At 60.0% G+C, this 21,241-nt stretch carries 22 protein-coding genes; 10 read left to right on the forward strand and 12 right to left on the reverse strand.

Annotation, left to right across the window (positions count from 1 at the left end):
- Positions 1–51 precede the first annotated feature (51 nt).
- Together AB4O16_RS12470 and AB4O16_RS12475 are read left to right on the forward strand one after the other, a co-directional pair.
- Complete coding sequence (locus tag AB4O16_RS12470; protein WP_460157818.1) at positions 52–756, forward strand: FadR/GntR family transcriptional regulator; 705 nt, start codon at positions 52–54, stop codon at positions 754–756.
- Positions 757–780: 24 nt separating this feature from the next.
- Positions 781–1,461: a GntR family transcriptional regulator gene (locus AB4O16_RS12475; protein WP_460157819.1), complete on the forward strand. Its 681-nt coding sequence runs from the start codon at positions 781–783 to the stop codon at positions 1,459–1,461.
- 14 nt (positions 1,462–1,475) lie between these two features.
- Here AB4O16_RS12475 and yjiA read toward each other — a convergent pair whose 3' ends face one another.
- The 3 genes from yjiA to AB4O16_RS12490 form a co-directional block, all read right to left on the reverse strand.
- Positions 1,476–2,447, reverse strand: coding sequence for a GTPase (gene yjiA, locus AB4O16_RS12480; protein WP_160385678.1), 972 nt, complete (start codon positions 2,445–2,447; stop codon positions 1,476–1,478).
- Between the two features lie 118 nt (positions 2,448–2,565).
- Positions 2,566–2,763, reverse strand: a complete 198-nt coding sequence (locus AB4O16_RS12485) for a YbdD/YjiX family protein (protein WP_007895266.1) — start codon at positions 2,761–2,763, stop codon at positions 2,566–2,568.
- A 15-nt stretch (positions 2,764–2,778) separates the two neighbouring features.
- A complete protein-coding gene (locus tag AB4O16_RS12490; RefSeq protein WP_160385679.1) occupies positions 2,779–4,845 on the reverse strand; it encodes a carbon starvation CstA family protein in 2,067 nt (688 codons plus the stop codon).
- A 161-nt stretch (positions 4,846–5,006) separates the two neighbouring features.
- On the opposite strand from AB4O16_RS12490, the gene AB4O16_RS12495 reads away from it, so the two are divergent.
- Positions 5,007–5,375, forward strand: a complete 369-nt coding sequence (locus AB4O16_RS12495; RefSeq protein ID WP_460157820.1) for a PilZ domain-containing protein — start codon at positions 5,007–5,009, stop codon at positions 5,373–5,375.
- Positions 5,376–5,503: 128 nt separating this feature from the next.
- Here the strand turns inward: AB4O16_RS12495 and radA are convergent, their stop codons facing one another.
- Entirely contained in the window at positions 5,504–6,871 is a 1,368-nt protein-coding gene (radA, locus tag AB4O16_RS12500; protein ID WP_057400505.1) for a DNA repair protein RadA, read from the reverse strand.
- 642 nt (positions 6,872–7,513) lie between these two features.
- Between radA and mscL the strand changes: the two genes are divergently transcribed.
- The gene (gene mscL, locus AB4O16_RS12505) at positions 7,514–7,927 is read left to right on the forward strand and encodes a large-conductance mechanosensitive channel protein MscL (RefSeq protein WP_150716741.1); all 414 of its coding nucleotides are present in this window, start codon (positions 7,514–7,516) and stop codon (positions 7,925–7,927) included.
- 43 nt (positions 7,928–7,970) lie between these two features.
- On the opposite strand, the gene AB4O16_RS12510 is transcribed toward mscL, so the two are convergent.
- Complete coding sequence (locus AB4O16_RS12510; RefSeq protein ID WP_460157821.1) at positions 7,971–8,747, reverse strand: ferredoxin--NADP reductase; 777 nt, start codon at positions 8,745–8,747, stop codon at positions 7,971–7,973.
- Positions 8,748–9,053: 306 nt separating this feature from the next.
- On the opposite strand from AB4O16_RS12510, the gene AB4O16_RS12515 reads away from it, so the two are divergent.
- Together AB4O16_RS12515 and AB4O16_RS12520 are read left to right on the forward strand one after the other, a co-directional pair.
- Positions 9,054–9,767, forward strand: a complete 714-nt coding sequence (locus AB4O16_RS12515; RefSeq protein ID WP_460157822.1) for an autoinducer binding domain-containing protein — start codon at positions 9,054–9,056, stop codon at positions 9,765–9,767.
- Positions 9,768–9,941: 174 nt separating this feature from the next.
- The gene (locus AB4O16_RS12520; RefSeq protein ID WP_460157823.1) at positions 9,942–11,066 is read left to right on the forward strand and encodes a methyltransferase; all 1,125 of its coding nucleotides are present in this window, start codon (positions 9,942–9,944) and stop codon (positions 11,064–11,066) included.
- A gap of 64 nt (positions 11,067–11,130) precedes the next feature.
- On the opposite strand, the gene AB4O16_RS12525 is transcribed toward AB4O16_RS12520, so the two are convergent.
- Genes AB4O16_RS12525 through AB4O16_RS12535 form a run of 3 tightly spaced genes read right to left on the reverse strand, consistent with a single transcriptional unit; the run spans position 11,131 to position 13,773 of the window.
- A complete protein-coding gene (locus AB4O16_RS12525) occupies positions 11,131–11,298 on the reverse strand; it encodes a DUF2474 domain-containing protein (protein WP_080925332.1) in 168 nt (55 codons plus the stop codon).
- A 27-nt stretch (positions 11,299–11,325) separates the two neighbouring features.
- Positions 11,326–12,333, reverse strand: a complete 1,008-nt coding sequence (gene cydB / locus AB4O16_RS12530; protein ID WP_150716745.1) for a cytochrome d ubiquinol oxidase subunit II — start codon at positions 12,331–12,333, stop codon at positions 11,326–11,328.
- Positions 12,334–12,336: 3 nt separating this feature from the next.
- Positions 12,337–13,773 (reverse strand): cytochrome ubiquinol oxidase subunit I, encoded by a 1,437-nt coding sequence (locus AB4O16_RS12535; RefSeq protein ID WP_160385684.1) that lies wholly within the window; start codon positions 13,771–13,773, stop codon positions 12,337–12,339.
- A 392-nt stretch (positions 13,774–14,165) separates the two neighbouring features.
- On the opposite strand from AB4O16_RS12535, the gene AB4O16_RS12540 reads away from it, so the two are divergent.
- Entirely contained in the window at positions 14,166–15,416 is a 1,251-nt protein-coding gene (locus AB4O16_RS12540) for an MFS transporter (protein WP_033063569.1), read from the forward strand.
- Positions 15,417–15,422: 6 nt separating this feature from the next.
- On the opposite strand, the gene AB4O16_RS12545 is transcribed toward AB4O16_RS12540, so the two are convergent.
- Positions 15,423–15,974: a DJ-1 family glyoxalase III gene (locus AB4O16_RS12545; RefSeq protein WP_460157824.1), complete on the reverse strand. Its 552-nt coding sequence runs from the start codon at positions 15,972–15,974 to the stop codon at positions 15,423–15,425.
- Positions 15,975–16,042: 68 nt separating this feature from the next.
- Positions 16,043–16,489 (reverse strand): DUF4879 domain-containing protein, encoded by a 447-nt coding sequence (locus tag AB4O16_RS12550; RefSeq protein ID WP_460157825.1) that lies wholly within the window; start codon positions 16,487–16,489, stop codon positions 16,043–16,045.
- A 223-nt stretch (positions 16,490–16,712) separates the two neighbouring features.
- Here AB4O16_RS12550 and AB4O16_RS12555 point away from each other — a divergent pair, with 223 nt between their 5' ends.
- Together AB4O16_RS12555 and trmA are read left to right on the forward strand one after the other, a co-directional pair.
- On the forward strand, positions 16,713–18,008 hold the full coding sequence (locus AB4O16_RS12555) for an NCS2 family permease (protein WP_110657148.1): 1,296 nt from the start codon (positions 16,713–16,715) through the stop codon (positions 18,006–18,008).
- Positions 18,005–19,084: a tRNA (uridine(54)-C5)-methyltransferase TrmA gene (trmA, locus tag AB4O16_RS12560; protein WP_460157826.1), complete on the forward strand. Its 1,080-nt coding sequence runs from the start codon at positions 18,005–18,007 to the stop codon at positions 19,082–19,084. The genes AB4O16_RS12555 and trmA overlap by 4 nt, the downstream gene beginning before the upstream one ends.
- Before the next feature lie 30 nt (positions 19,085–19,114).
- On the opposite strand, the gene AB4O16_RS12565 is transcribed toward trmA, so the two are convergent.
- Positions 19,115–19,585 carry a DUF2442 domain-containing protein gene (locus tag AB4O16_RS12565; RefSeq protein ID WP_160385688.1) on the reverse strand — a complete coding sequence of 157 codons (471 nt, stop codon included), beginning with the start codon at positions 19,583–19,585 and terminating at the stop codon, positions 19,115–19,117.
- A complete protein-coding gene (locus AB4O16_RS12570) occupies positions 19,582–20,010 on the reverse strand; it encodes a DUF4160 domain-containing protein (RefSeq protein WP_460157827.1) in 429 nt (142 codons plus the stop codon). The genes AB4O16_RS12565 and AB4O16_RS12570 overlap by 4 nt, the downstream gene beginning before the upstream one ends.
- A 222-nt stretch (positions 20,011–20,232) precedes the next feature.
- Between AB4O16_RS12570 and AB4O16_RS12575 the strand changes: the two genes are divergently transcribed.
- Positions 20,233–21,144 (forward strand): LysR family transcriptional regulator, encoded by a 912-nt coding sequence (locus AB4O16_RS12575; RefSeq protein ID WP_460157828.1) that lies wholly within the window; start codon positions 20,233–20,235, stop codon positions 21,142–21,144.
- Positions 21,145–21,241: the final 97 nt, after the last annotated feature.

The raw sequence follows: 21,241 nt of genomic DNA on the forward strand, positions 1-21,241 counted from the left end.
CCCCCGGGCAGGCACGGCCAACAAAGGTTACAGAGGCTCATGGAGCGAACAGTGATTACCACATCGACCGTTGTAAATTCAGTCGTGGAAAAACTTCGGGCCGCACTGGCCCGTGGTCAGTGGCGCTCCGGCGAAATGCTGCCGGGGCAACGCGAACTGGCCGAACAATTGGGCATCAGTCGTCCGAGCCTGCGCGAAGCGGTGATCGTCCTGGAAACCCTCGGTCTGGTGCGCTCGATGCCGGGCAAAGGTGTGGTGGTGCTCGAAGCCAACCCCGCCGACAGCCAGGCGCATGACAACGCGGTGGCCGCCGCGAGCCTGGAAGACGTGCTGCAACTGCGCTACACCCTTGAGCCGTTTATCGTCGGTCTGGTGGCGCAGTCCATCAGCAGCAAGGAAATCGGGCAATTGCGCCTGACCCTGATGGACATGCGCGAAGCCCTGGAGGCCAATGACAGTGAGGCTGGCATAAACGCCTACATCGCGTTCCACGAAGAGCTGTTCACGCTGACATCCAACCCGATCTTCCAGAGCGTGGTGCAACAAACCAGCAATGCGCTCAAACAGAGCGCCCAAGTGTTGCGCAATTCCCCGGAGCATCTGGCTGAACGCCTGGACGAAAACGAAGCGGTGGTTCGGGCGATCCGCAGCAAGAACAGCGCCCAGGCCAGCGCCGAGATGCGTCGGCACATTTTGCGCGAAGGCCAGCGCATGGGCATCGAACTGAACATCCCGGAAGACAACTTCGGCAGTTGAACCTCTTCGAACTGGAGATTGGCCATGAACAGCATCGCCTCGCCACAAACGCTCGCCACCCTGCCCGTCCGCCCGTCGGTGGATGATCTGTATTCGCGGGTCCTCGATGCCATTTTCGAACAGCGCATCCATTCGGCCAGTCGCTTTACGGAAGAAAGCCTGGCGCAAATGTTCGGTGCCCGCCGCAGCGACGTGCGTGATGTGCTGACGCGACTGTCCCATCAGCACATCATCCTCCTTCGCGCCAACCATCGTCCGCGTGTCGCCGAACTGGATGCCGAGCAGGTCCGGCAGGCACTGCATGCCCGGCGGCTGGCCGAGGTCATGCTGGTGCGGCTGGCGTGTCAGCGACCTCGCGCGCAAGACTTGAAGCAACTGCGGGCGCTGCTCGACAACGAGCGTCTATGCGCCGAGCGAGGCCCGGCGATTCGTTTGTCGGGAGCGTTCCATTTGCAGTTGGCAAAAATGGCGCGGAACACACCGCTAGCGCACTTTCTTGAGAGCCTGGTACCGCTGACTTCGTTGGCGATTGCGCAGCTTGGTCTGCAGCAGAAGGATTATTGCGCGGGGCAAGTGCACATGGAGATTGTCGACGCGGTTGAAAGTGGAAACGCAGCGACAGCGGTGATGTTGATGAACCGGCATATGGATCATCTGGAACAGACACTGCTCAATACAACCCGTGAACACTGTGCTGCCGGCTAGGACGCCACAAAACTTCAATCCGCCGCCACCCGCGCGAACCCCTCGCGGATCTTTTCTTCCGGCAAATCATCGGCAATGAACACGATCACGCTTTCGCGGCTTTCATCGTCCGCCCACTCGGTGTCCCAGTCGAATCCATAAAGCTTCAGCACACCCTGAAACACCATGCGCCGCGGTTCGCCGAGAATGCTCAACACGCCCTTGTAGCGCAGCAACTGCTTGCCATGCTCCTCCAGGAGCTCATTCATGAACTCGCTGAGCTTGTCGATATCCAGCGGTTTATCAGTGCGCAGCACCAGGCTGGAAATGCGGTCGATGGAGGGTGCCTGGCTGACAGGTCGCAAACTCACACCGCCACCGAGGTCGGCATTGAGATTGAAACCGCGCACGTCGAGCAACTCGGCCAGATCGATCTTGCCGTGGTCGACCACGCGGATCGGGGCACGACGGTTGATGCGGGTCAGGCGCTCGCTCAACGCGGTGAAGGTCGGTTCGTCCACCAGATCGCGCTTGCTCACCAGCAAGCGATCGGCAAAACCGATTTGCGCCTGGGCGATGGTCTGGGTCAGGTGCAGGTCGGCGTGGGCCGCATCCACCAGGGTGATGATGCCGTCGAGGATGTAGCGCTCGCGCAATTCTTCGTCGATGAAAAAGGTTTGCGCCACGGGCGCCGGGTCGGCCAGGCCAGTGCACTCGATCACCAGACGGTCGAAGGCGATATCGCCCTGGTCCAGGCGTTCGAGCAACAGGTAAAGCGCCTTGGTCAGGTCCGTATGGATGGTGCAGCAGACGCAGCCGTTGGACAGTGTCATCACTTGCACCGGCTCATCGCCCAACAACTGGGTGTCGATGCCGGCATCGCTGAATTCGTTCTCGATCACGGCGATTTTCAGGCCGTGCTCGGCTTTGAGCAGGTGGCGCAACAGGGTGGTTTTACCAGCGCCGAGGAAGCCGCTGAGGATTGTGACAGGTATAGGGACTGACAAAATAAGGTCTCCTGGGCGCAGAAAAGACTGTAGGAGCCGGCTTGCTGGCGATGGCGTCCCGAAGATCGCTATCGCCAGCAAGCCGGCTCCTACAGAGGTGATGCCTAAGTGGTGTGTTTCAACAGCACTTAGGCCCACCCTTGCCACCGTAACGGGCTTCCTGACGTTCGCGGAAGAACATCTCGTAGCTCATCACCGGTTTGTCCGGGTGCTTGGTCTGCATATGCTCGACGTAGTTGTCGTAGTCGGGCATGCCGACCATCAGGCGCGCGGCCTGGCCGAGGTATTTACCGAGGCGACTGAGGTCATTGAACATGGTGCAAATCCTCGATCACGCTTCCGGCAGTGCCTGGAACGGCGCTTCTTTATCCGTACGCTCCTTGGTGCCCCAGGCGGAAATACCGACCTTGAGCGCATAGAACAGGATACTGAACACCACGAACAGGAACAGCGCAGTCAGCGTTGCGTTGGTGTAGGCGTTGAAGATCACGTGCTGCATCTGCGTGATGTCCTTCGCCGGGGCGAGGATCTGGCCGTTGGCCAGGGCATCGCTGTATTTTTTCGCCAGGGACAGGAAGCCGATCGCCGGGTTGGCATCGAACAGCTTGATGAAGCCGGCGGTGGTGGTGCAGATCAGCAGCCACACAGCCGGCACCAAAGTCACCCAGATGTAGCGTTGGCGTTTCATCTTGATCAGCACGACGGTGCCGAGCATCAGCGCGATACCGGCCAGCATCTGGTTGGAGATGCCGAACAGCGGCCACAAGGTGTTGATGCCACCCAAAGGATCGATCACGCCCTGGTACAGCAGATAACCCCACATGGCCACGCAACCGGCGGTGGCGATCAGGTTGGCAGTCCACGACTCGGTACGGCGCAGGGCCGGCACGAACGAGCCGAGCAAGTCCTGGAGCATGAAGCGCCCGGCACGAGTACCGGCGTCGACCGCGGTCAGGATGAACAGCGCTTCGAACAGGATCGCGAAGTGGTACCAGAACGCCATGGTGTTTTCACCCGGCAAAACACTGTGCAGGATCTGCGCGATCCCCACCGCCAGGGTCGGCGCACCGCCGGCACGGGCCAGGATGGTGGTTTCACCGATGTCATGGGCCACTGCCTGCAACGCTTCCGGGGTGATGGCAAAGCCCCAGTTGCTGACCGCCGTGGCTACGGCCACTACGTCCCCGCCGACGACCGCGGCCGGGCTGTTCATGGCGAAATACACGCCCGGTTCGATCACCGAGGCGGCCACCATGGCCATGATGGCCACGAACGATTCCATCAGCATGCCGCCGTAACCGATGTAGCGGGCGTTGGTTTCGTTATCCAGCAGTTTCGGCGTGGTCCCGGAAGAGATCAGCGCATGGAAACCCGAGACCGCGCCACAGGCGATGGTGATGAACAGGAACGGGAACAGACCGCCCTTCCACACCGGACCGGTGCCGTCGATGAACTGGGTCAGGGCCGGCATTTTCAGCTCGGGCATGGTCACAAGGATGCCGATGGCCAGGGCGACGATAGTGCCGATTTTCAGGAAAGTGGAGAGATAGTCACGCGGTGCCAGGATCAGCCACACCGGCAACACCGCTGCGACAAAACCGTAACCGATCAGCATCCAGGTGATTTGCACGCCCGTGAAGCTGAACGCCTTGGCCCACACCGGATCAGCGGCAATCTGCCCGCCCAGCCAGATCGAGCCGAGCAGCAACAGCACGCCGATGACGGAGATTTCACCGATGCGACCCGGACGTATGTAGCGCATGTAGATGCCCATGAACATCGCGATCGGTATGGTCGCCATCACCGTGAAAATACCCCATGGGCTCTCGGCCAGGGCTTTGACCACGATCAGCGCCAGCACCGCGAGGATGATGATCATGATCAGGAAGCAGCCGAATAGCGCGATGGTGCCGGGGATGCGGCCCATTTCTTCGCGGACCATGTCCCCCAGGGAACGGCCGTTGCGGCGGGTAGACATGAACAGGACCATGAAGTCCTGCACCGAACCGGCCAGCACCACGCCAGCGATTATCCATAGCGTGCCGGGCAGGTAGCCCATCTGCGCCGCCAGGACCGGACCGACCAACGGCCCCGCGCCGGCGATGGCCGCGAAGTGGTGACCAAAGAGAATGTGTTTGTTGGTCGGAACGTAATCCAGACCGTCATTGTTGAGCACGGCGGGAGTGGCCCGTCGCGCATCGAGTTGCATGACATTGTTAGCGATGAACAGACTGTAGTAGCGGTATGCAACCAGATAGATGGCCACGGCAGCGACCACGATCCACAAGGCGTTGATTGCCTCGCCTCGGCGCAATGCCACTACACCCAGGGCGCACGCACCTACGATTGCCAGCAGCAGCCAAGGCAAATGGCGTAGCGGGCTATTATTATTTTTCATTTTATTATTCCAGCCAGAGTGGACAAGAAAGACAGCCACCCCGAGTTTAGCGCTCCTGACGACAAAGGCCATAGCCCGACATAGGTCTAGACACCTGCCCCACGCTGGCAGCCTTGAAGAATGCAGGTCTATAGTCAGCGTACATCTACGAGGATCGCGCCATGAGCGAGCACCCTGCCGAACGTCGCCGCTTCAAACGTATTGCGTTCGATGCCCGAACCGAGCTGAGTCAGGGTGAGTCCACCTGGCCGGTGACGTTGATTGACCTGTCGCTCAAGGGGTTGTTGATCGAGCGACCCGATCCGTGGTTGGGCAAGGCGCAGCAGGATTTTCTGGTCGACATTCATCTGAGCGAGGGGGCCGATATCACCATGGATGTGCAACTGGCCCACGACGACCATGGCCAACTCGGCTTTGTCTGCCGGCACATCAGCCTTGAGTCTATCGAACGTTTGCGGCGGTTGATCGAGCTCAACCTGGCTGATCCAGAAGAGCTGGAGCGCGAACTGGGTGCGCTGATCGAAGTCTAGAAGCCGCCGAATACCAAAGTGGGAGCGAGCCTGCTCGCGAAGGGGCCGTCAGTTTCAACATTTATGTTGACTGATACTCCGCTTTCGCGAGCAGGCTCGCTCCCACAGGGTTGTGCATTAACTGGAATTTATTCGAACAACGCATCCAACGCCTGTTCCAGCCGCGTCACAGCAATGATCTGCAACCCTGCCGGCGCCTCTTTCGGCGCATTGCCCTTGGGCACGATGGCGCGCTTGAAGCCGTGCTTGGCAGCTTCCTTCAAACGCTCCTGACCGCTCGGCACCGGACGCACCTCACCGGAAAGCCCCACCTCACCAAACACCAGCAGGTCGTGAGGCAGCGGCCGGTTGCGCAAACTGGACATCACCGCCGCCATCAACGCCAGATCGGACGCTGTTTCCAGCACCTTGACCCCGCCGACCACGTTGAGGAACACATCCTGATCATGGGTCGGAATGCCACCATGACGGTGCAGCACCGCCAGCAACATCGCCAGCCGGTTTTGATCCAGCCCCAACGTGACCCGACGCGGGTTGGCCAGGTGACTGTCGTCCACCAGCGCCTGAACCTCCACCAGCATCGGCCGCGTGCCTTCCCACGTCGCCATCACCACGCTGCCCGGGACCTCTTCCTGAGCACGGGTCAGAAAAATCGCCGAAGGGTTGGAGACTTCTTTCAGGCCCTTGTCGGTCATGCCGAACACGCCCAGTTCATTGACTGCACCGAAACGGTTCTTCACCGCCCGCAGCAGCCGCAGGCGCCCGTCGGACTCGCCCTCGAAATACAGCACGGTATCGACCATGTGCTCCAGCACCCGAGGCCCAGCCAGTGCGCCTTCCTTGGTGACGTGGCCGACCAGGAAAATCGCCGTGCCGCTCTGTTTGGCATAACGCACCAGCAACGCCGCGCTCTCACGCACCTGGGATACACCACCCGGGGCCGATTGCAGCTGCTCGGTAAAGATCGTCTGGATCGAGTCGATCACCATCACCCTGGGCTTTTCCTGACGAGCCGTGGCAATGATGGCTTCGATACAGGTTTCGGTCATCACCCGCAGCTGATCCTGAGGCAACCCCAGGCGTCGCGCGCGCATGGCCACTTGCTGCTGGGATTCCTCACCGGTGACGTACAGCGCCGGCATGCTCTTGGCGAGGTTGCACAAGGTTTGCAGCAGAATGGTCGACTTGCCGATGCCGGGGTCACCACCGATCAGCACCACCGAACCGTCGACCAGCCCGCCACCCAGAACCCGGTCGAGCTCGCTGGATGCGGTGGAGAAGCGCGGAATTTCTTCGACACTGACTTCAGCCAGGGTCTTGATCTGCGCCTGCTGGCCGGCCCAGCCGGTACGACCGCTGGGGGCGGCTGCCCCGCCGCTTTCCACCATGGTTTCGGTAAGCGTGTTCCAGGCCCCGCACTCACCGCACTGGCCGGCCCATTTGGGGAAGGTTGAACCGCACTCGGTGCAGCCGTACATGCGCTTGGCCTTGGCCATCGGAACCCCCGGAAAAAAACGCGATGATAGCTCAGCTGAGACATGCGAGTGCGCCAGATGTCTTGCAACCCTCGGGTGATTTCAAATAGCCTTTATCAAACTCTGGCTTTTTTGAAATATTCCCGCCATACAAAAATCCTGTATAAGTTTCCCACTCAACTCGCCCAACAAACTCTAGAGACATGCCTTACCGCCCCGTTAAAAACCTATACAAGCTTTATTCATCTGCATACTTGATGCACAACTTTAAAACAATCGCGCAAAACCAGACCTTCAATTCCGACAAGCACGAAAATCTTTAATCAATAGCAAAATTAACTAATTAGTTAGACGTATGTTGACTGCAATTAATTTTCAATACCAACGCTAGAGCACGCAAATTCCCATCAACTTGAATATCCCGATTCATGGATGGTCTTTCACCCTGCGCCACTCATACAAACGAAACCCTTTCGCTGTAAAAAGTCGTATTCCACCCCCCGCAGAAGGCCTGGCCTCCCTCCGATCGAGATCAATCGGTGAATTTTTCAAGACCACCCGGGTCGATTGCTGGCGAGCACAGCAGGCAGTTGATTCGAGCAGGATGCGCTTTGCTGATTTACACTGCGTTCATCAACCTCATCTGTAACAAGGAAATAACCTATGGGCGTGCTAAACGAGTTCAAGGCCTTCGCGGTCAAAGGCAATGTGGTCGACATGGCCGTCGGCATCATCATCGGTGCGGCCTTCGGCAAGATCGTCACATCGTTTGTCGGTGACCTGATCATGCCGCCAATCGGCATGCTGATCGGTGGCGTGGACTTCAGTGACCTGGTCATAACGCTCAAGGCAGCAGACGGCGCTGCTCCGGCGGTCGTGCTGGCGTACGGCAAATTCATCCAGACCATCCTCGACTTCGTCATTGTCGCCTTCGCGATCTTCATGGGCGTCAAGGCGATCAACCGCCTGAAGCGCGAAGAGGCCGTGGCCCCTAGCCTGCCTCCGGTTCCCACCAAGGAAGAAGAGTTGCTGGGCGAGATCCGCGACTTGCTCAAGGCCCAGAACAACCAGCCTTGACCGCACCCGCATTAAAAACGGCGCCCTTGAGGCGCCGTTTTTTTTACCAGAAGTTTTCCACCGCCACCTGGCCGGGCCGTCGGCTGAGGCTCAGGTGCATGTCCCGCTGTTTAAGCAGCTTGCGCGTGTCATCGATCATCTGCGGATTGCCGCACAGCATGACCCGTGAATGCTCCGGTGTCAGCGCGACGCCCGCGGTGCGCTCCAGCTCGCCGTTCTCGATCAGCGTGGTGATCCGCCCGTTCAATGCGCCAGGATGCTGCTCACGAGTGACCGTGGCGATGAATTGCAGTTTGTGTGCGTACTCCGCCAGATAGTCACGTTGCGCCAGCCCCGCTATCAGCTCCTGATAAGCCAGTTCCCGGGCTTCGCGAACGCTGTAGACCAGGATGATCCGCTCGAATCGCTCCCAGACTTCAAAGTCCTGCAATATCGAAAGGAACGGCGCCACCCCCGTCCCGGTGGATAACAGCCACAGATCGCGCCCATCGACAAAGCGGTCCGGCGTCAGGTAACCGAAGGCCTGGCGGTCGACCAGCAATTTGTCACCCACGACCAGCCGGCTGAGCTCACTGGTGAACTCACCGCCCGGCACGACAATGGAGAAGAACTCGAGGAACTCGTCAAAGGGCGAGGACACCATGGAGTAGGCGCGCCATACCGTACTGCCATCCGCCTTGGTGACGCCCAACCGGGCAAACTGCCCCGCCCGAAAACGAAACCCGGCATCCCGCGTGGCACGCAGGGTAAACAGGTTCGGGGTCAAGGGATGAACCTCGAGCAAGGTCTGACGGGTAAATTTTTCTTCACTGACGGACATGGAAGGCTCCAATCAAAAGACACCCACAGTGTCCCGCAAAGACGGCAGCGTAACCACAGACATTTTGTAGTGATATTAAGCCATCAAGTTATTGATTATTCGGCACTGCAAACATCAGTCAAAATAAAATTACATATGGCATTTGATAAGTCGCCGATTGCCTAAGAACCTGGAACACACTTTTTCAGCGGTTAAAAGAGCAAAATCGTCGAACTGCAATTATCGGAAATGTCCTACACTTCGTCTCGTGCCGGATCTCGGATCCAAATCAGCACCCCCGAGAACATAGTGTTGGAGACCGCCCGAATGGAACTCTGGAAGGAATCACAGCTTCAACTGCTTTCTCACTCACAAGACATTAATATCGCCTATCGAATATCACTGAATTTCGTCAGGAACCTTGGATATAAATTTTGTGCCTTTTCAACCATTTCAGCCAACAGTCGCGCTGATTACTGCCCGGTCAACCTGAATAACTATCCACATGACTGGAACGCTCAATATGAACAAAACGATGTCAGCAAGATTGATCCGATAGCAGCCTATTGCAATCACTCCACGTTACCCGTGCTCTGGAGCCAAGAGCTTTTCTCCAAAACCCCGTGGTTATGGCAAATGCTGCAACAGCAAGGCCTGGCGCATGGCTGGTCGCAAGCGGTCCACGATGAAGAATGCGGGATGCACAGCATGCTCAGCCTGGCCAGAAGCCATTGCCCGATTTCAGCCTTTGAGCTGTACGAAAATCTTGGATTCTCGGTTTTCATCAGCCGCCACTTGCACGCCCTGGCAATTGCGATGCAACCGAAAAAACCGGCCTCGCCTCAGCCTCCTCCCTTGTCACGGCGGGAACTCGAAGTGTTGAAACTGTCGGCCGATGGCAAGACGGCCTATGAAATTTCCAGGATCCTCAGCCTGAGTGAACGCACGATCAACTTTCATGTGCACCGGGCCATTGAAAAGCTGGGCGTCAACAACAAGATTGCGGCAGTCATCGCCGCGGCCCGGTCCGGAGCCATCTGAAACGCCCGACTGCGGGAAAACCTGCGGGTAATCCAGGCAAAAAAAACGTACCATTTGCGGTCCCTCCGAGGTGATGGCGTGTAGCCCCTCACGACGCAGTACACTCGGACGACTCCTCCCGCGCCAACACCTTGGTGCGCCGGGACATCCGTTGATTACCCAGAGCCCCGCCCCATGCCTTTGCTCGAAACGCCCTTCGCCAGCCTCGACCTGATCCGCCAGCCAGAACAGCAGAATGAACCGCTGCAGGCTTTCGATGCGGCCGATGAATACCTGCTCGATTACCTGGCCGAACAACAGCCCAAGGCTGACACGCGGGTATTGGTGCTCAACGACAGTTTCGGCGCGTTGGCGGCCAGCCTGGCGGGCAAGGTGCGGGTGGTCAGCAGTGGTGATTCGTTCCTGGCATTCCAGGGTCTGGAAAAGAACCTGGTGCGCAACGGCCTGGCGTTTGATGCGGTGTCGAGCGTCCCCGCCAGCGAGGCCCCTGTCGGGCCGTTCGACCGGGTGCTGATCCGTGTACCGAAAACCCTGGCGCTGCTGGAGGAACAACTGATCCGCCTGCAAGGCCAACTGACGCCCGGCGCCCAAGTGGTTGCCGCGGCCATGATCAAGCATCTGCCCCGGGCGGCGGGCGATTTGCTGGAGCGTTACGTCGGCCCTGTGCAAGCCTCGCTGGCAGTGAAGAAGGCGCGGCTGTTGATTGCCAAGGCCGAAGACAAAACGCCTGTAGCATCGCCTTACCCGAGCCGATACAAACTCGACGAACCGGCTATCGAGTTGCTCAACCACGCCAATGTGTTTTGCCGCGAAGGCCTGGACATCGGTACCCGGGCGTTTTTGCCACACCTGCCGAAAAATCTCGGTACGGCACGGGTCGCGGATCTCGGTTGCGGCAACGGTGTTCTGGCCATCGCCAGCGCCCTGCAAAACCCCGAGGCCCACTACACGCTGGTGGACGAGTCGTTCATGGCCGTGCAATCGGCCTCCGAGAACTGGCGCGCAGCACTGGGTGAACGGGAAGTGACCGTGCGTGCCGGTGACGGCCTGGCCGGCCAGGAACCGCAATCGCTCGACGTCGTGCTGTGTAACCCACCGTTTCACCAGCAACAGGTGGTGGGCGACTTCCTGGCCTGGCGGATGTTCCAGCAGGCCCGCGAAGCGCTGGTCGTGGGCGGCGCGCTGTACATCGTCGGCAATCGTCACCTGGGCTACCACAGCAAGCTCGCGCGCCTGTTCCGTGGCGTCGAGCAAGTGGCAGCCAATCCGAAATTCGTGATCCTCAAGGCGCGCAAGTAACAGGCAAAAAAAACCCTCCGTGCGGAGGGTCGTAAATCCGTGCCTGGAGGCTACGGGAGGGATGTCAGTGCGTGGTCAGGCCGGCCGCGTTCATGAACAGGCGCATCAGGCTGGCGACGATGAACAAGGCGCCCACGCTACCGACCCAGATCAGGGCCAACCAGCCGAGCCGCTGCCACAGCGGCTTTTTTTCGGCTTCTTCAATGTCGTGCAAGGTGTGTTTGCCAGGCATGAATCAATTCTCCGGGTTAGCAGCAGGCTAGTGATAGCCGTCTTCATGGGTGACCTTGCCGCGGAACACGTAGTAGCTCCAGAAGGTGTAGCCCAGGATGAACGGGATGATGAACAGCGTGCCCACCAGCATGAAGCCCTGGCTTTGCGGCGGCGCGGCGGCGTCCCAGATCGAAATCGACGGCGGGATGATGTTCGGCCACAGGCTGATGCCCAAACCGCTGTATCCGAGGAAAATCAGCACCAGGGTCAGCAGGAACGGCGTGTAATGCGCGTTGCGTGCCACCGCGCGGATCAGGCCGTACATCGTCACCAATACCAGGATCGGCACCGGCATGAACCAGAACAGGTTCGGCATGGTGAACCAGCGTGCGGCGATATCCGTGTGGGCCAACGGGGTCCAGATGCTGACGATGCCGATCACCGCCAACAGCACGAAGGCCAATGGCCGTGCCAGGTCATGCATCTGTTCCTGCAACTTGCCTTCGGTCTTCATGATCAGCCAGGTGCAACCGAGCAACGCATAGGCCACCACCAGCGCCGCGCCACAGAACATCGTGAACGGTGTCAGCCAGTCCAGTGAACCACCGGCGAACTGCCGATTGACCACCGGCAACCCATCGATGAACGCGCCAAGCGCAACGCCCTGGAAGAACGTCGCAGTGACCGAGCCACCGATGAAGGCCTTGTCCCACAGGTGGCGCTTGTCGTCCTTGGCCTTGAAGCGGAACTCGAAGGCCACGCCGCGGAAGATCAACCCGATCAACATCAGGATCAGCGGCAGGTACAACGCCGAGAGCACCACCGAATAGGCCAGCGGAAACGCGCCGAACAATGCCGCGCCGCCCAGCACCAGCCAGGTCTCGTTGCCGTCCCAGACCGGGGCGACGGTGTTCATCATCACATCGCGATCGGTCTTGCCCGGAATGAACGGGAAGAGAATGCCGATACCCAGGTCGAAACCGTCCATGACCACGTACATCATGATGCCGAAGATGATGATCACGGCCCAGATCAGCGGAAGATCAATACCCATGATTCAAATCTCCTTGGTCAGGCTGTTGCCGGCTTCGGCGTGATCGTCGTCGGCGGCGGACAGCGGACGCGCCGGTGTGCGTTTCTGGCCGGGGCCTCCGTCGTTGGTTTCCTTGCCTTCGTCGATCTTCGGCCCCTTGCGCACCAGGCGCATCATGTAGCCAAGACCGGCGCCGAACAGCGCGAAATAGACCACGACAAACAGGATCAGGGTGATGCTCATCTGCATGAAGCTATGGTTGGACGACGCATCCGCCGTGCGCATCAGGCCGTAGACCACCCACGGCTGACGGCCGATTTCGGTGGTGAACCAGCCAGCGAGGATCGCGATCAGGCCCGATGGCCCCATCCACAACGCCAGGTACAGGAACGGCCGCGAGGTGTAGAGGGTGTCACGCTTGCGCAGCCACAGGCTCCACAGACCGGTGAAGATCATCAGGAACCCCAGGCCGACCATGATCCGGAACGACCAGAACACAATGGTCGAATTCGGCCGGTCCTCAGGCGGGAACTCCTTGAGCGCCGGCACCTGCTTGTCCAGCGAGTGAGTCAGGATCAGGCTGCCCAGGTACGGGATCTCGACGGCGAATTTGGTTCTCTCCTCCTTCATGTCCGGCCAGCCGAACAGGATCAGCGGCGTGGCCTCGTCGCCCTTGTTTTCCCAGTGGCCTTCGATCGCGGCGATTTTCGCTGGCTGATGCTTGAGCGTGTTGAGGCCGTGGAAATCACCGATGACGGCCTGGATCGGCGCGACGATCAAGGCCATCCACATGGCCATCGAAAGCATTTTGCGGATCGCCGGGTTGTCCTTGCCGCGCAGCAAATGCCAGGCCGCGGAGGAGCCGACGAAGAAGGCCGTGGCAACGAACGCCGCCGTGGCCATGTGCATCAGGCGATACGGGAACGACGGGTTGAAAATGATCGCCAGCCAGTCGGTGGGGATGACCTGGCCGTTGACGATTTCAAACCCCTGCGGGGTCTGCATCCAACTGTTGGAGGCCAGGATCCAGAAGGTCGAGATCAGCGTACCGATGGCCACCATCACGGTGGAGAAGAAGTGCAGGCCGCGCCCGACCTTGTTCCAGCCAAACAGCATGACGCCGAGGAACCCGGCCTCGAGGAAGAACGCTGTGAGCACTTCATAGGTCAGCAAAGGCCCGGTTACCGAACCGGCGAAGTCCGAGAAGCGGCTCCAGTTGGTGCCGAACTGATAGGCCATGACCAGGCCGGAAACCACCCCCATGCCGAAGTTGACGGCAAAGATCTTCGACCAGAAATGGTAGAGGTCACGGTAGGTATCGTTATGGGTTTTCAGCCACAGGCCTTCGAGTACCGCCAGGTAACTCGCCAGGCCGATGGTGATGGCCGGAAACAGGATGTGGAACGAGATGGTGAACGCGAACTGAATTCGGGCGAGATCAAGTGCCTCTAAACCGAACATAAGTCTTCCTCTGTCAGGTAGTACGGCTGCTGGCTGGAAGCCTGCACCCACGGCCCCCACGGATATGGAGTGTGGCGATTCTCTGTTTGTTCTTTTTTTTGCACGCATCACAACGCAGGGAGTCTGGCCTTGCGGCCGCCGGATCAATTCCTTTTGTGGGTTTTGATCTGGATCAATCAACGATGAAAGAGTAGTCCCAATTTCGGGGATGAACCGCGTGGTCTTTTGCCGCGTGACAAGTTGCCTCACGACCTTTGTCATAGGCAGCAACACATTCCCGGTGGGAGCGCCAAGTAAATCGATGTCTGGCTAACTAAATTTTTTGTCATGGCAACTTCCTGTTACAGGTTGGTGATAATCTCGACGCTCCCCTTTCCCCAGATTCCCCGCAGATGCCCAGCCAAGAGCCCTTGCTGTTACGTCACCACCGCCCTTTTCTCGCGTTCTGGCTGGCCCGGGTCTTTACCGCCAGCGGCTTCCAGATGCTCACCGTGGCCATCGGCTGGAACCTGTATCAGTTGACCGGCAACGTGCTCGACCTGGGTCTGGTCGGCCTGGTCGAGTTCGCTCCGCGCGTGCTGTTCATGCTGCACACCGGGCACGTCGCCGACCGCTATGACCGGCGCAAGGTGGCGGCGATCTGCCAGTCCCTGCAGGCATTGATCGCCCTGTCGCTGGCCATCGGCAGCGCGACCGACCATGTCACCCGGGAAATGATTTTCATCCTGGCCTTCCTGCTCGGTGCCGCCCGTTCCTTTGAAATGCCGACCACCCAGGCCCTGCTGCCAAGCATCGTGCCCAGCGCGCTGTTTCCCCGTGCGGTGGCTGCCGCGCAATCGGCCCAGCAATCGGCAACCATCGTCGCCCCGGCCCTCGGCGGTTTGCTCTATGCCTTCGGCAGCGTCTGGGTGTATGGCCCGACGGTGCTGCTGTATGTCATCGCCTGTTCGCTGATGCTCAACCTGCCCGCCCGGCAAACCCCGCTGAACAAGGGCAAGGCCACATTGGATTCACTGCTGGCGGGCATTCGCTTCATCCGCAGTCGTCCGGACATTCTCGGGGCGATCTCCCTCGATCTGTTCGCGGTGCTGTTGGGCGGGGCGACGGCGCTGCTGCCGGTGTTCGCCAAGGACATTCTGCTGACCGGCCCGTGGGGACTGGGCCTGTTGCGCTCGGCACCGGCGGTGGGTGCGCTATTGATGTCGCTGTTCCTGGCGCGGTTTGCCGTGGAGCGCAATGTCGGGCGGGTGATGTTTACCGCCGTGGGCATCTTCGGCGTGGCGACCATTGCCTTCGGCCTGTCGACCTCGTTCTGGTTTTCCCTGGCGGTGTTGGTGGTGTTGGGCGCGGCAGACATGATCAGCATGGTGATCCGTGCCTCGTTCGTTCAACTGGAAACCCCGGACGAAATGCGCGGCCGGGTCAGCGCCGTGAATGGCCTGTTCATCGGAGCCTCGAACCAGTTGGGCGAGTTCGAATCGGGCCTGACCGCCCACTGGTTCGGCACCGTGCCAGCCGTGGTCATGGGCGGGATCGGCACGCTGGTGGTGACCGGGGTGTGGGTCAAACTGTTCCCGACACTGGCCAGCCGCGATCGCATGCACGTGGCTAAGGATGAAGAGAAGGAAGAAGCGAAAGCCTGACGTTATCTAGACCAGCAACTCCCCCGCCACCGCCATTCGTGCGGCCTTGCCGCAGAGTTGCTCCACCAGCGCCAGGGCAAATGCCAACGCAGCAGCCGAGCCCTGGGCGGTGATGCAATTACCGTCGACCACCACCGGTTGATCGACAAAGCTACAGCCCGACAGTTGATGGCTGGCAGAAGGCAGGCAGGTCATGCGCCGCTGACGCAAAACGCCAAAGGCCTGCAGCGCCACCGCGGGTGCTTCGGCGATGCCGGCGAACAGACGACCGGCTGCCGCCTGATCCTTGATCAACTGCTGCAGGGGCTGGTGTGCCGCCAGGTGCTGCGAACCCACCGCACCACCCGGCAAGGCGATCAGGTCGAAGGGCTGCGCCAGCAAGTCCACCAGCATGGCATCGGACGTCAGCCGAGTGCCGCGGGCGCAGGTGAGCATGCGCCGCCCTTCGATGCTGGCCACCACCACTTCCACTTTGGCGCGTCGCAGTACGTCGATCAGGGTCACGGTTTGCAGGTCGTCGGTGCCCTCGGCGAGGGCAATCAAGGCTCTAAAAGTCATCAGGCACTGTCCACGGAATGATCTTTTAAGCGTAGTCAGCTTTCCTGCCCCTTGTTCAGGACCTGTGGCTACTTGATATAAAGCTGCGTCGAGAGGGTGTTGCCGGGTGCGTTGATCGAGGTATTGCTGAAGGTCAGCGTGCCTTGCTGCTTGCCCGCCAGGTCAAGGGCATACAAATAGCCGACGGTTTTTTCCCCGGGGGTGCAACTGGTCAGGTTGCCGTTCTTGAACGCGCAGACCGGTGTGCGGGTGCCATTCACTTCGACACCGTCGAGGGCGACATGGGCCTCACGCCCGTAACCCACTTCCAGCACGTACACCGTGATGTTCGGGCCGTTGTGATCGCAGCGGGTCTGGGTTTGCCCTTCATCGATGTTCTCGACACCACAGGACGGCGACGCGACTTTCAGCACCTTCAATTGCGTCAGAGGCGGGGCCGATGCCGCCGTGGCCGTTTGTGCCCCGAGCAACAGCGCCATCACTACGCCGAACACGCTAACCAGACGCCTTTTCATGCAGGACCCATCCACCCAGAAAAACCAGCGCGCAGTATGGCGCACTTGGCTTTGTCGCAAAACATCGACGACGATCACCGCCATAAGCCCCCATATTCCCAAGCTACTGGTATGATGCGCGGCTTTTTCCGGCCCACAGTAATTTCCAGGCGCGTTCTGCGGTCTGTGCTTTGCTGTTGAGGTCGATACATTCACGGCGCCCGGCGCGCCACGGGGAGCAGACATGCTGGAAAGGCTGTTTCAACTCAAGGCACATAACACCAACGTGCGGACCGAGATTCTGGCGGGCGTCACGACCTTTTTGGCCATGGCCTACATTCTGTTCGTCAACCCGAGCATCCTCGGCGAGACCGGCATGGACAAGGGCGCAGTGTTTGTCGCCACCTGCCTGGCCGCCGCCATCGGCTCGACAGTCATGGGCCTGATCGCCAACTACCCGATCGCCCTCGCACCGGGCATGGGTCTGAACGCCTTCTTTACCTATACCGTCGTCCTGCACATGGGCCATACCTGGCAAGTGGCGCTGGGGGCGGTGTTCATCTCGGCCGTTTGCTTCTTCCTGCTGTCGATCTTCCGCATCCGTGAATGGATCATCAACAGCATCCCGCTGCCGCTGCGATCGGCGATTGCCGCCGGTATCGGCCTGTTCCTGGCGCTGATCGCCCTGCACAACGCCGGTATCGTGGTCAGCAACCCGGCGACCATGGTCGGCCTCGGTGACCTGAAACAACCGGCCCCGATCCTCGCCACACTCGGTTTTGCCCTGATCGTCGCCCTCGAAGCCCTTGCCGTACGCGGCGCGGTGCTGATCGGCATCCTGGTGGTGACCATCATTTCCATCGTGATGGGCTTCACCCCGTTCGGCGGCGTGATGTCGATGCCGCCATCGCTGGCCCCGACGTTCCTGCAACTGGACATCAAGGGCGCGCTGGACATCGGTCTGGTCAGCGTGATCTTTGCCTTCCTGTTCGTCGATCTGTTCGACAACTCCGGCACTCTGATCGGCGTCGCCAAGCGCGCCGGCCTGATGGGCAAGGACGGCCATATGCCGAAAATGGGCCGCGCGCTGATCGCCGACAGCACCGCGGCCATGGCCGGTTCCCTGCTGGGCACCTCGACCACCACCAGCTACATCGAGTCCGCAGCCGGCGTGAGTGCCGGCGGCCGCACCGGCCTGACCGCCGTCGTGGTGGCGATCCTGTTCCTGCTGGCGCTGTTCTTCTCGCCACTGGCCGCCAGCGTTCCGGCCTTCGCCACCGCGCCGGCCCTGCTGTTCGTCGCCGTGCTGATGACATCCGGCCTGGCCGAAATAGACTGGGACGACATCACCGTTGCCGCGCCGGTGGTCATCACCGCGCTGGCAATGCCGTTCACTTATTCCATCGCCAATGGCATCGCCTTCGGTTTCATTTCCTGGACCGCCATCAAGCTGATGTCCGGTCGTGGCCGTGAGCTGAACCCGGCGCTGGTGATCCTGTCGATTCTGTTCGTGATCAAGCTGGGTTGGTTCAACGCATGACTTTTGATTCCCAGGCCTACGCCGTTCAGCTCGAAGAAAAGGTCACGCGCTTGCGTGACCTGCTGGCCCCGTTCGATGCACCCGAGCCAGCCGTTTTCGATTCGCCGCTGAAAAACTTCCGCCTGCGCGCCGAGTTCCGCCTGTGGCGCGAGGCCGGCGAGCGTCATTACGCGATGTTCTCCCAGGAAGACAAGCGCACGCCGATCCTGATCGAAGAGTTCCCGATTGCCAGCTTGCGCATCAACCAGTTGATGCCGCAGCTCAAGGCCGCGTGGCAAGCCAGCGCCCCCCTGAGCCACAAGCTGTTCCAGGTGGAGTTCCTGACCACCCTGGCCGGCGACGCGATGATCACCCTGTGCTATCACCGCCCGCTGGACGAGCACTGGCACGCTGCGGCGACCAAACTGGCAGCCGATCTGAACGTCAGCATCATCGGCCGCTCCAAGGGCAAGCGCGAAGTCATCGGTCACGATTACGTGGTCGAGAAGCTGGAAGTCGGCGGTCGCACCTTCAGCTATCGCCAGCCCGAAGGCGCGTTCACCCAGCCCAACGGCACGGTGAACCAGAAGATGCTCAACTGGGCGTACGATGCGCTCGGCGATCGCTCTGACGATCTGCTGGAGCTGTATTGCGGCAACGGCAACTTTACCCTGCCGCTCGCCACTCGCGTGCGCAAAGTGCTGGCCACCGAAATCAGCAAGACCTCGGTGAACGCTGCCCTGAGCAATCTCAGCGAAAACGCTGTGGATAACGTCACCTTGGTACGCCTGTCCGCCGAAGAACTGACCGAAGCCCTGAACGAAGTGCGACCGTTCCGCCGCCTGCACGGCATCGACCTCAAGAGCTACGAGTTCGGCAGCGTGTTCGTCGACCCGCCTCGTGCCGGCATGGACCCGGACACCTGCGAGCTGACCCGGCGCTTCGACAACATCCTGTACATCTCCTGCAACCCGGAGACGCTGGCGGCCAACATCGCCCAACTGCACGACACCCACCGCATCACCCGGTGCGCGATGTTCGACCAGTTCCCGTGGACCCATCACATGGAATCCGGGGTGATGCTGACCCGCCGTTGATGGTTCCTGCCAGGCACAAAAAAGCCGTCTTCACGACGGCTTTTTTGTGGGTACCTGCAAGTCGACATCGACCTTGCGCGGACGCCCGCCTTTCCTGCCGTTGGCCCGCGCGGCTTCAGACTTTGCGGCGCTGCTCTGGCGACCATTGCGCGAAGCGGCGACCGAGGCCGCCATGGCCATCAGCGGCTTGCTCGCAGAAATCATCCCGGCGATAGAGACATGCAGGTCCTTGCCTTCATGGCACAGGGCAGTACCCGCATAGCCGACAGTCAGACTGGCGTAGTCCTCGACCTCAAAATCATCGAACTCCGCATAGTTGGCGATGGGCAACAATATGCCGCTGCCGTCCTCGAAGCCGACGACCAGACAAGGGGCCATGTAGGTCACAGCGGTCGCTTGCAGGCTGTTTTTTCTACGTGATTCGCCACGTTCGATGGCTTTGTCCAGGCTGCTTTCCGTTACGGGATTATCGGCCCGGACCTTGGCTTTTATGGTTTTCATAACTCGATCTCCACACCTTCCTGTGAGCCTATCAGCGACAGCAACGTCCTGTTCGTTTCAGGCTCATAACACGCCGACCCAATCATGTTGGTGGTACTGACAACCCTTTTCACCACAACGACTTCGTTGCTTTGCCAGTCCCACAACTGATTATCGAGACAAGCCGTTTGCAATTTTCGCCACCAGATGCCCCGGGCACGCCGCAAATGAGCAGGTTGCAGGAGCGATTGGCGCAATCCCTCGAGCACCGCCAGCGGTGGCCGACGTGAAAGCGGAACAACATCCCAGAGCTCGACACCGTTGTGCCAGAAGCTGAACCTGAATCTCGCACTCCACGTGCCCGCCTCCACATGTGCATGAGGCGGACAATGCTCGTCTCGCAACATGATCACTATCGACAGTCCTTTGTAATTGCATACCTTCATGCTAACCCATCCGTTAGGTTAATGAATCAGGGGATTCGAAATCCCCTGGAGAATCCGACCGCTGGTGACAACCGAGTCATTTCGTCCCCCTCAGGCTAGTGGCCTGACGCTTCCCGGGTCTGGCAAACACCCCGCGAAATGGTAAGAAGTCCTTTCATTGCGACGCTGGCACCTGATAAATACTGATCCAGCCCCTTCATCTGATCCCCGGTGTAATCAATCATGCAGCGACAATTCGACGATCTTCAGTTGGGCAGCATCGAACTGTTTTGCCTGGCCGCCGAGGCCGGCAGTTTCACCGCCGCGGCGCTGGTGGCTGGCGTCACGCCCGCTGCCGTGAGCCGCTCGGTGTCGCGCATGGAGGAACGCCTGGGCGTGCGCCTGTTCGCGCGCACCACGCGCAGCGTGAAGCTGACCGACAGTGGTCGCCGTTATTACGAAGAGTGTCGCCAGGCCCTGGCGCAACTGGTCGAGGCCCAGCGCGAGGTCATGGGCCAACAGCAAGTGCCGTCCGGCACATTGCGCATCAGCATTCCGACCACCTACGCGCATCATCGAATCCTGCCGCTGCTACCGGAGTTTCGGGCGCGTTACCCGGCAGTGAAGGTCGAGTCGCACATCAGCAATCGCAACATCGATTTCGTCGGCGAAGGCTACGACATGGCGATTCGGGTGCGAGCCATCCCGGATTCCGGCCTGATCGCCCGCCAGCTGGAAGATGCCGCCCTGGTGATGATCGCCAGCCCTGACTACCTGAAACGGGCCGGCACCCCGCAAACCCTCGACGACCTCGAACACCACGAGTGCATTCAGTACGAATTGCCCAGCAGCGGCCGGCGCATTGCCTGGCTGTTCAACGATGAAGGCCTGCCCCGGGAGATTCTGGCCGAGGGCAGCCTCAGTTGTTCCGATGACGTACTGGGCGGCGTGACCCTGGCCAAACACGGAGCCGGGTTGTTTCAGACCTATCGTTTTATTGTTGAAAAGGAATTGGCCGACGGCTCGCTGGTGGAAGTGCTCAAGCCCTATGGCGGGCGCTCGCGGCCATTCACCCTGCTGTACCCGCAAAGTCGCCACGTGCCGTTGCGCCTGAGGGCGTTCATCGATTTTCTGGTGGAACATTTACCGCGCTGAACACAGAAAGTGTCCGATCACCGCCCACAATGCGCCAGCGTGCCGTCTCTGCAATTGACCGAATTAACTAGTTAGTACAATTTATCTCCACAGGCCG

The organism is Pseudomonas sp. S2_H10 (assembly GCF_054668285.1).

What these genes read in the sequence shown, in the direction of transcription:
- AB4O16_RS12510 (WP_460157821.1), bottom strand. Translation starts at nt 8,747, where the DNA reads ATGTCCGTCAGTGAAGAAAAATTTACCCGTCAGACCTTGCTCGAGGTT.
- trmA (WP_460157826.1), top strand. Translation starts at nt 18,005, where the DNA reads ATGACTTTTGATTCCCAGGCCTACGCCGTTCAGCTCGAAGAAAAGGTC.
- AB4O16_RS12495 (WP_460157820.1), top strand. Translation starts at nt 5,007, where the DNA reads ATGAGCGAGCACCCTGCCGAACGTCGCCGCTTCAAACGTATTGCGTTC.
- AB4O16_RS12515 (WP_460157822.1), top strand. Translation starts at nt 9,054, where the DNA reads ATGGAACTCTGGAAGGAATCACAGCTTCAACTGCTTTCTCACTCACAA.
- AB4O16_RS12535 (WP_160385684.1), bottom strand. Translation starts at nt 13,773, where the DNA reads ATGTTCGGTTTAGAGGCACTTGATCTCGCCCGAATTCAGTTCGCGTTC.
- AB4O16_RS12485 (WP_007895266.1), bottom strand. Translation starts at nt 2,763, where the DNA reads ATGTTCAATGACCTCAGTCGCCTCGGTAAATACCTCGGCCAGGCCGCG.
- AB4O16_RS12475 (WP_460157819.1), top strand. Translation starts at nt 781, where the DNA reads ATGAACAGCATCGCCTCGCCACAAACGCTCGCCACCCTGCCCGTCCGC.
- AB4O16_RS12545 (WP_460157824.1), bottom strand. Translation starts at nt 15,974, where the DNA reads ATGACTTTTAGAGCCTTGATTGCCCTCGCCGAGGGCACCGACGACCTG.
- radA (WP_057400505.1), bottom strand. Translation starts at nt 6,871, where the DNA reads ATGGCCAAGGCCAAGCGCATGTACGGCTGCACCGAGTGCGGTTCAACC.
- AB4O16_RS12575 (WP_460157828.1), top strand. Translation starts at nt 20,233, where the DNA reads ATGCAGCGACAATTCGACGATCTTCAGTTGGGCAGCATCGAACTGTTT.
- AB4O16_RS12550 (WP_460157825.1), bottom strand. Translation starts at nt 16,489, where the DNA reads ATGAAAAGGCGTCTGGTTAGCGTGTTCGGCGTAGTGATGGCGCTGTTG.
- mscL (WP_150716741.1), top strand. Translation starts at nt 7,514, where the DNA reads ATGGGCGTGCTAAACGAGTTCAAGGCCTTCGCGGTCAAAGGCAATGTG.
- cydB (WP_150716745.1), bottom strand. Translation starts at nt 12,333, where the DNA reads ATGGGTATTGATCTTCCGCTGATCTGGGCCGTGATCATCATCTTCGGC.
- AB4O16_RS12490 (WP_160385679.1), bottom strand. Translation starts at nt 4,845, where the DNA reads ATGAAAAATAATAATAGCCCGCTACGCCATTTGCCTTGGCTGCTGCTG.
- AB4O16_RS12520 (WP_460157823.1), top strand. Translation starts at nt 9,942, where the DNA reads ATGCCTTTGCTCGAAACGCCCTTCGCCAGCCTCGACCTGATCCGCCAG.
- AB4O16_RS12570 (WP_460157827.1), bottom strand. Translation starts at nt 20,010, where the DNA reads ATGAAGGTATGCAATTACAAAGGACTGTCGATAGTGATCATGTTGCGA.
- AB4O16_RS12555 (WP_110657148.1), top strand. Translation starts at nt 16,713, where the DNA reads ATGCTGGAAAGGCTGTTTCAACTCAAGGCACATAACACCAACGTGCGG.
- AB4O16_RS12540 (WP_033063569.1), top strand. Translation starts at nt 14,166, where the DNA reads ATGCCCAGCCAAGAGCCCTTGCTGTTACGTCACCACCGCCCTTTTCTC.
- AB4O16_RS12525 (WP_080925332.1), bottom strand. Translation starts at nt 11,298, where the DNA reads ATGCCTGGCAAACACACCTTGCACGACATTGAAGAAGCCGAAAAAAAG.
- AB4O16_RS12565 (WP_160385688.1), bottom strand. Translation starts at nt 19,585, where the DNA reads ATGAAAACCATAAAAGCCAAGGTCCGGGCCGATAATCCCGTAACGGAA.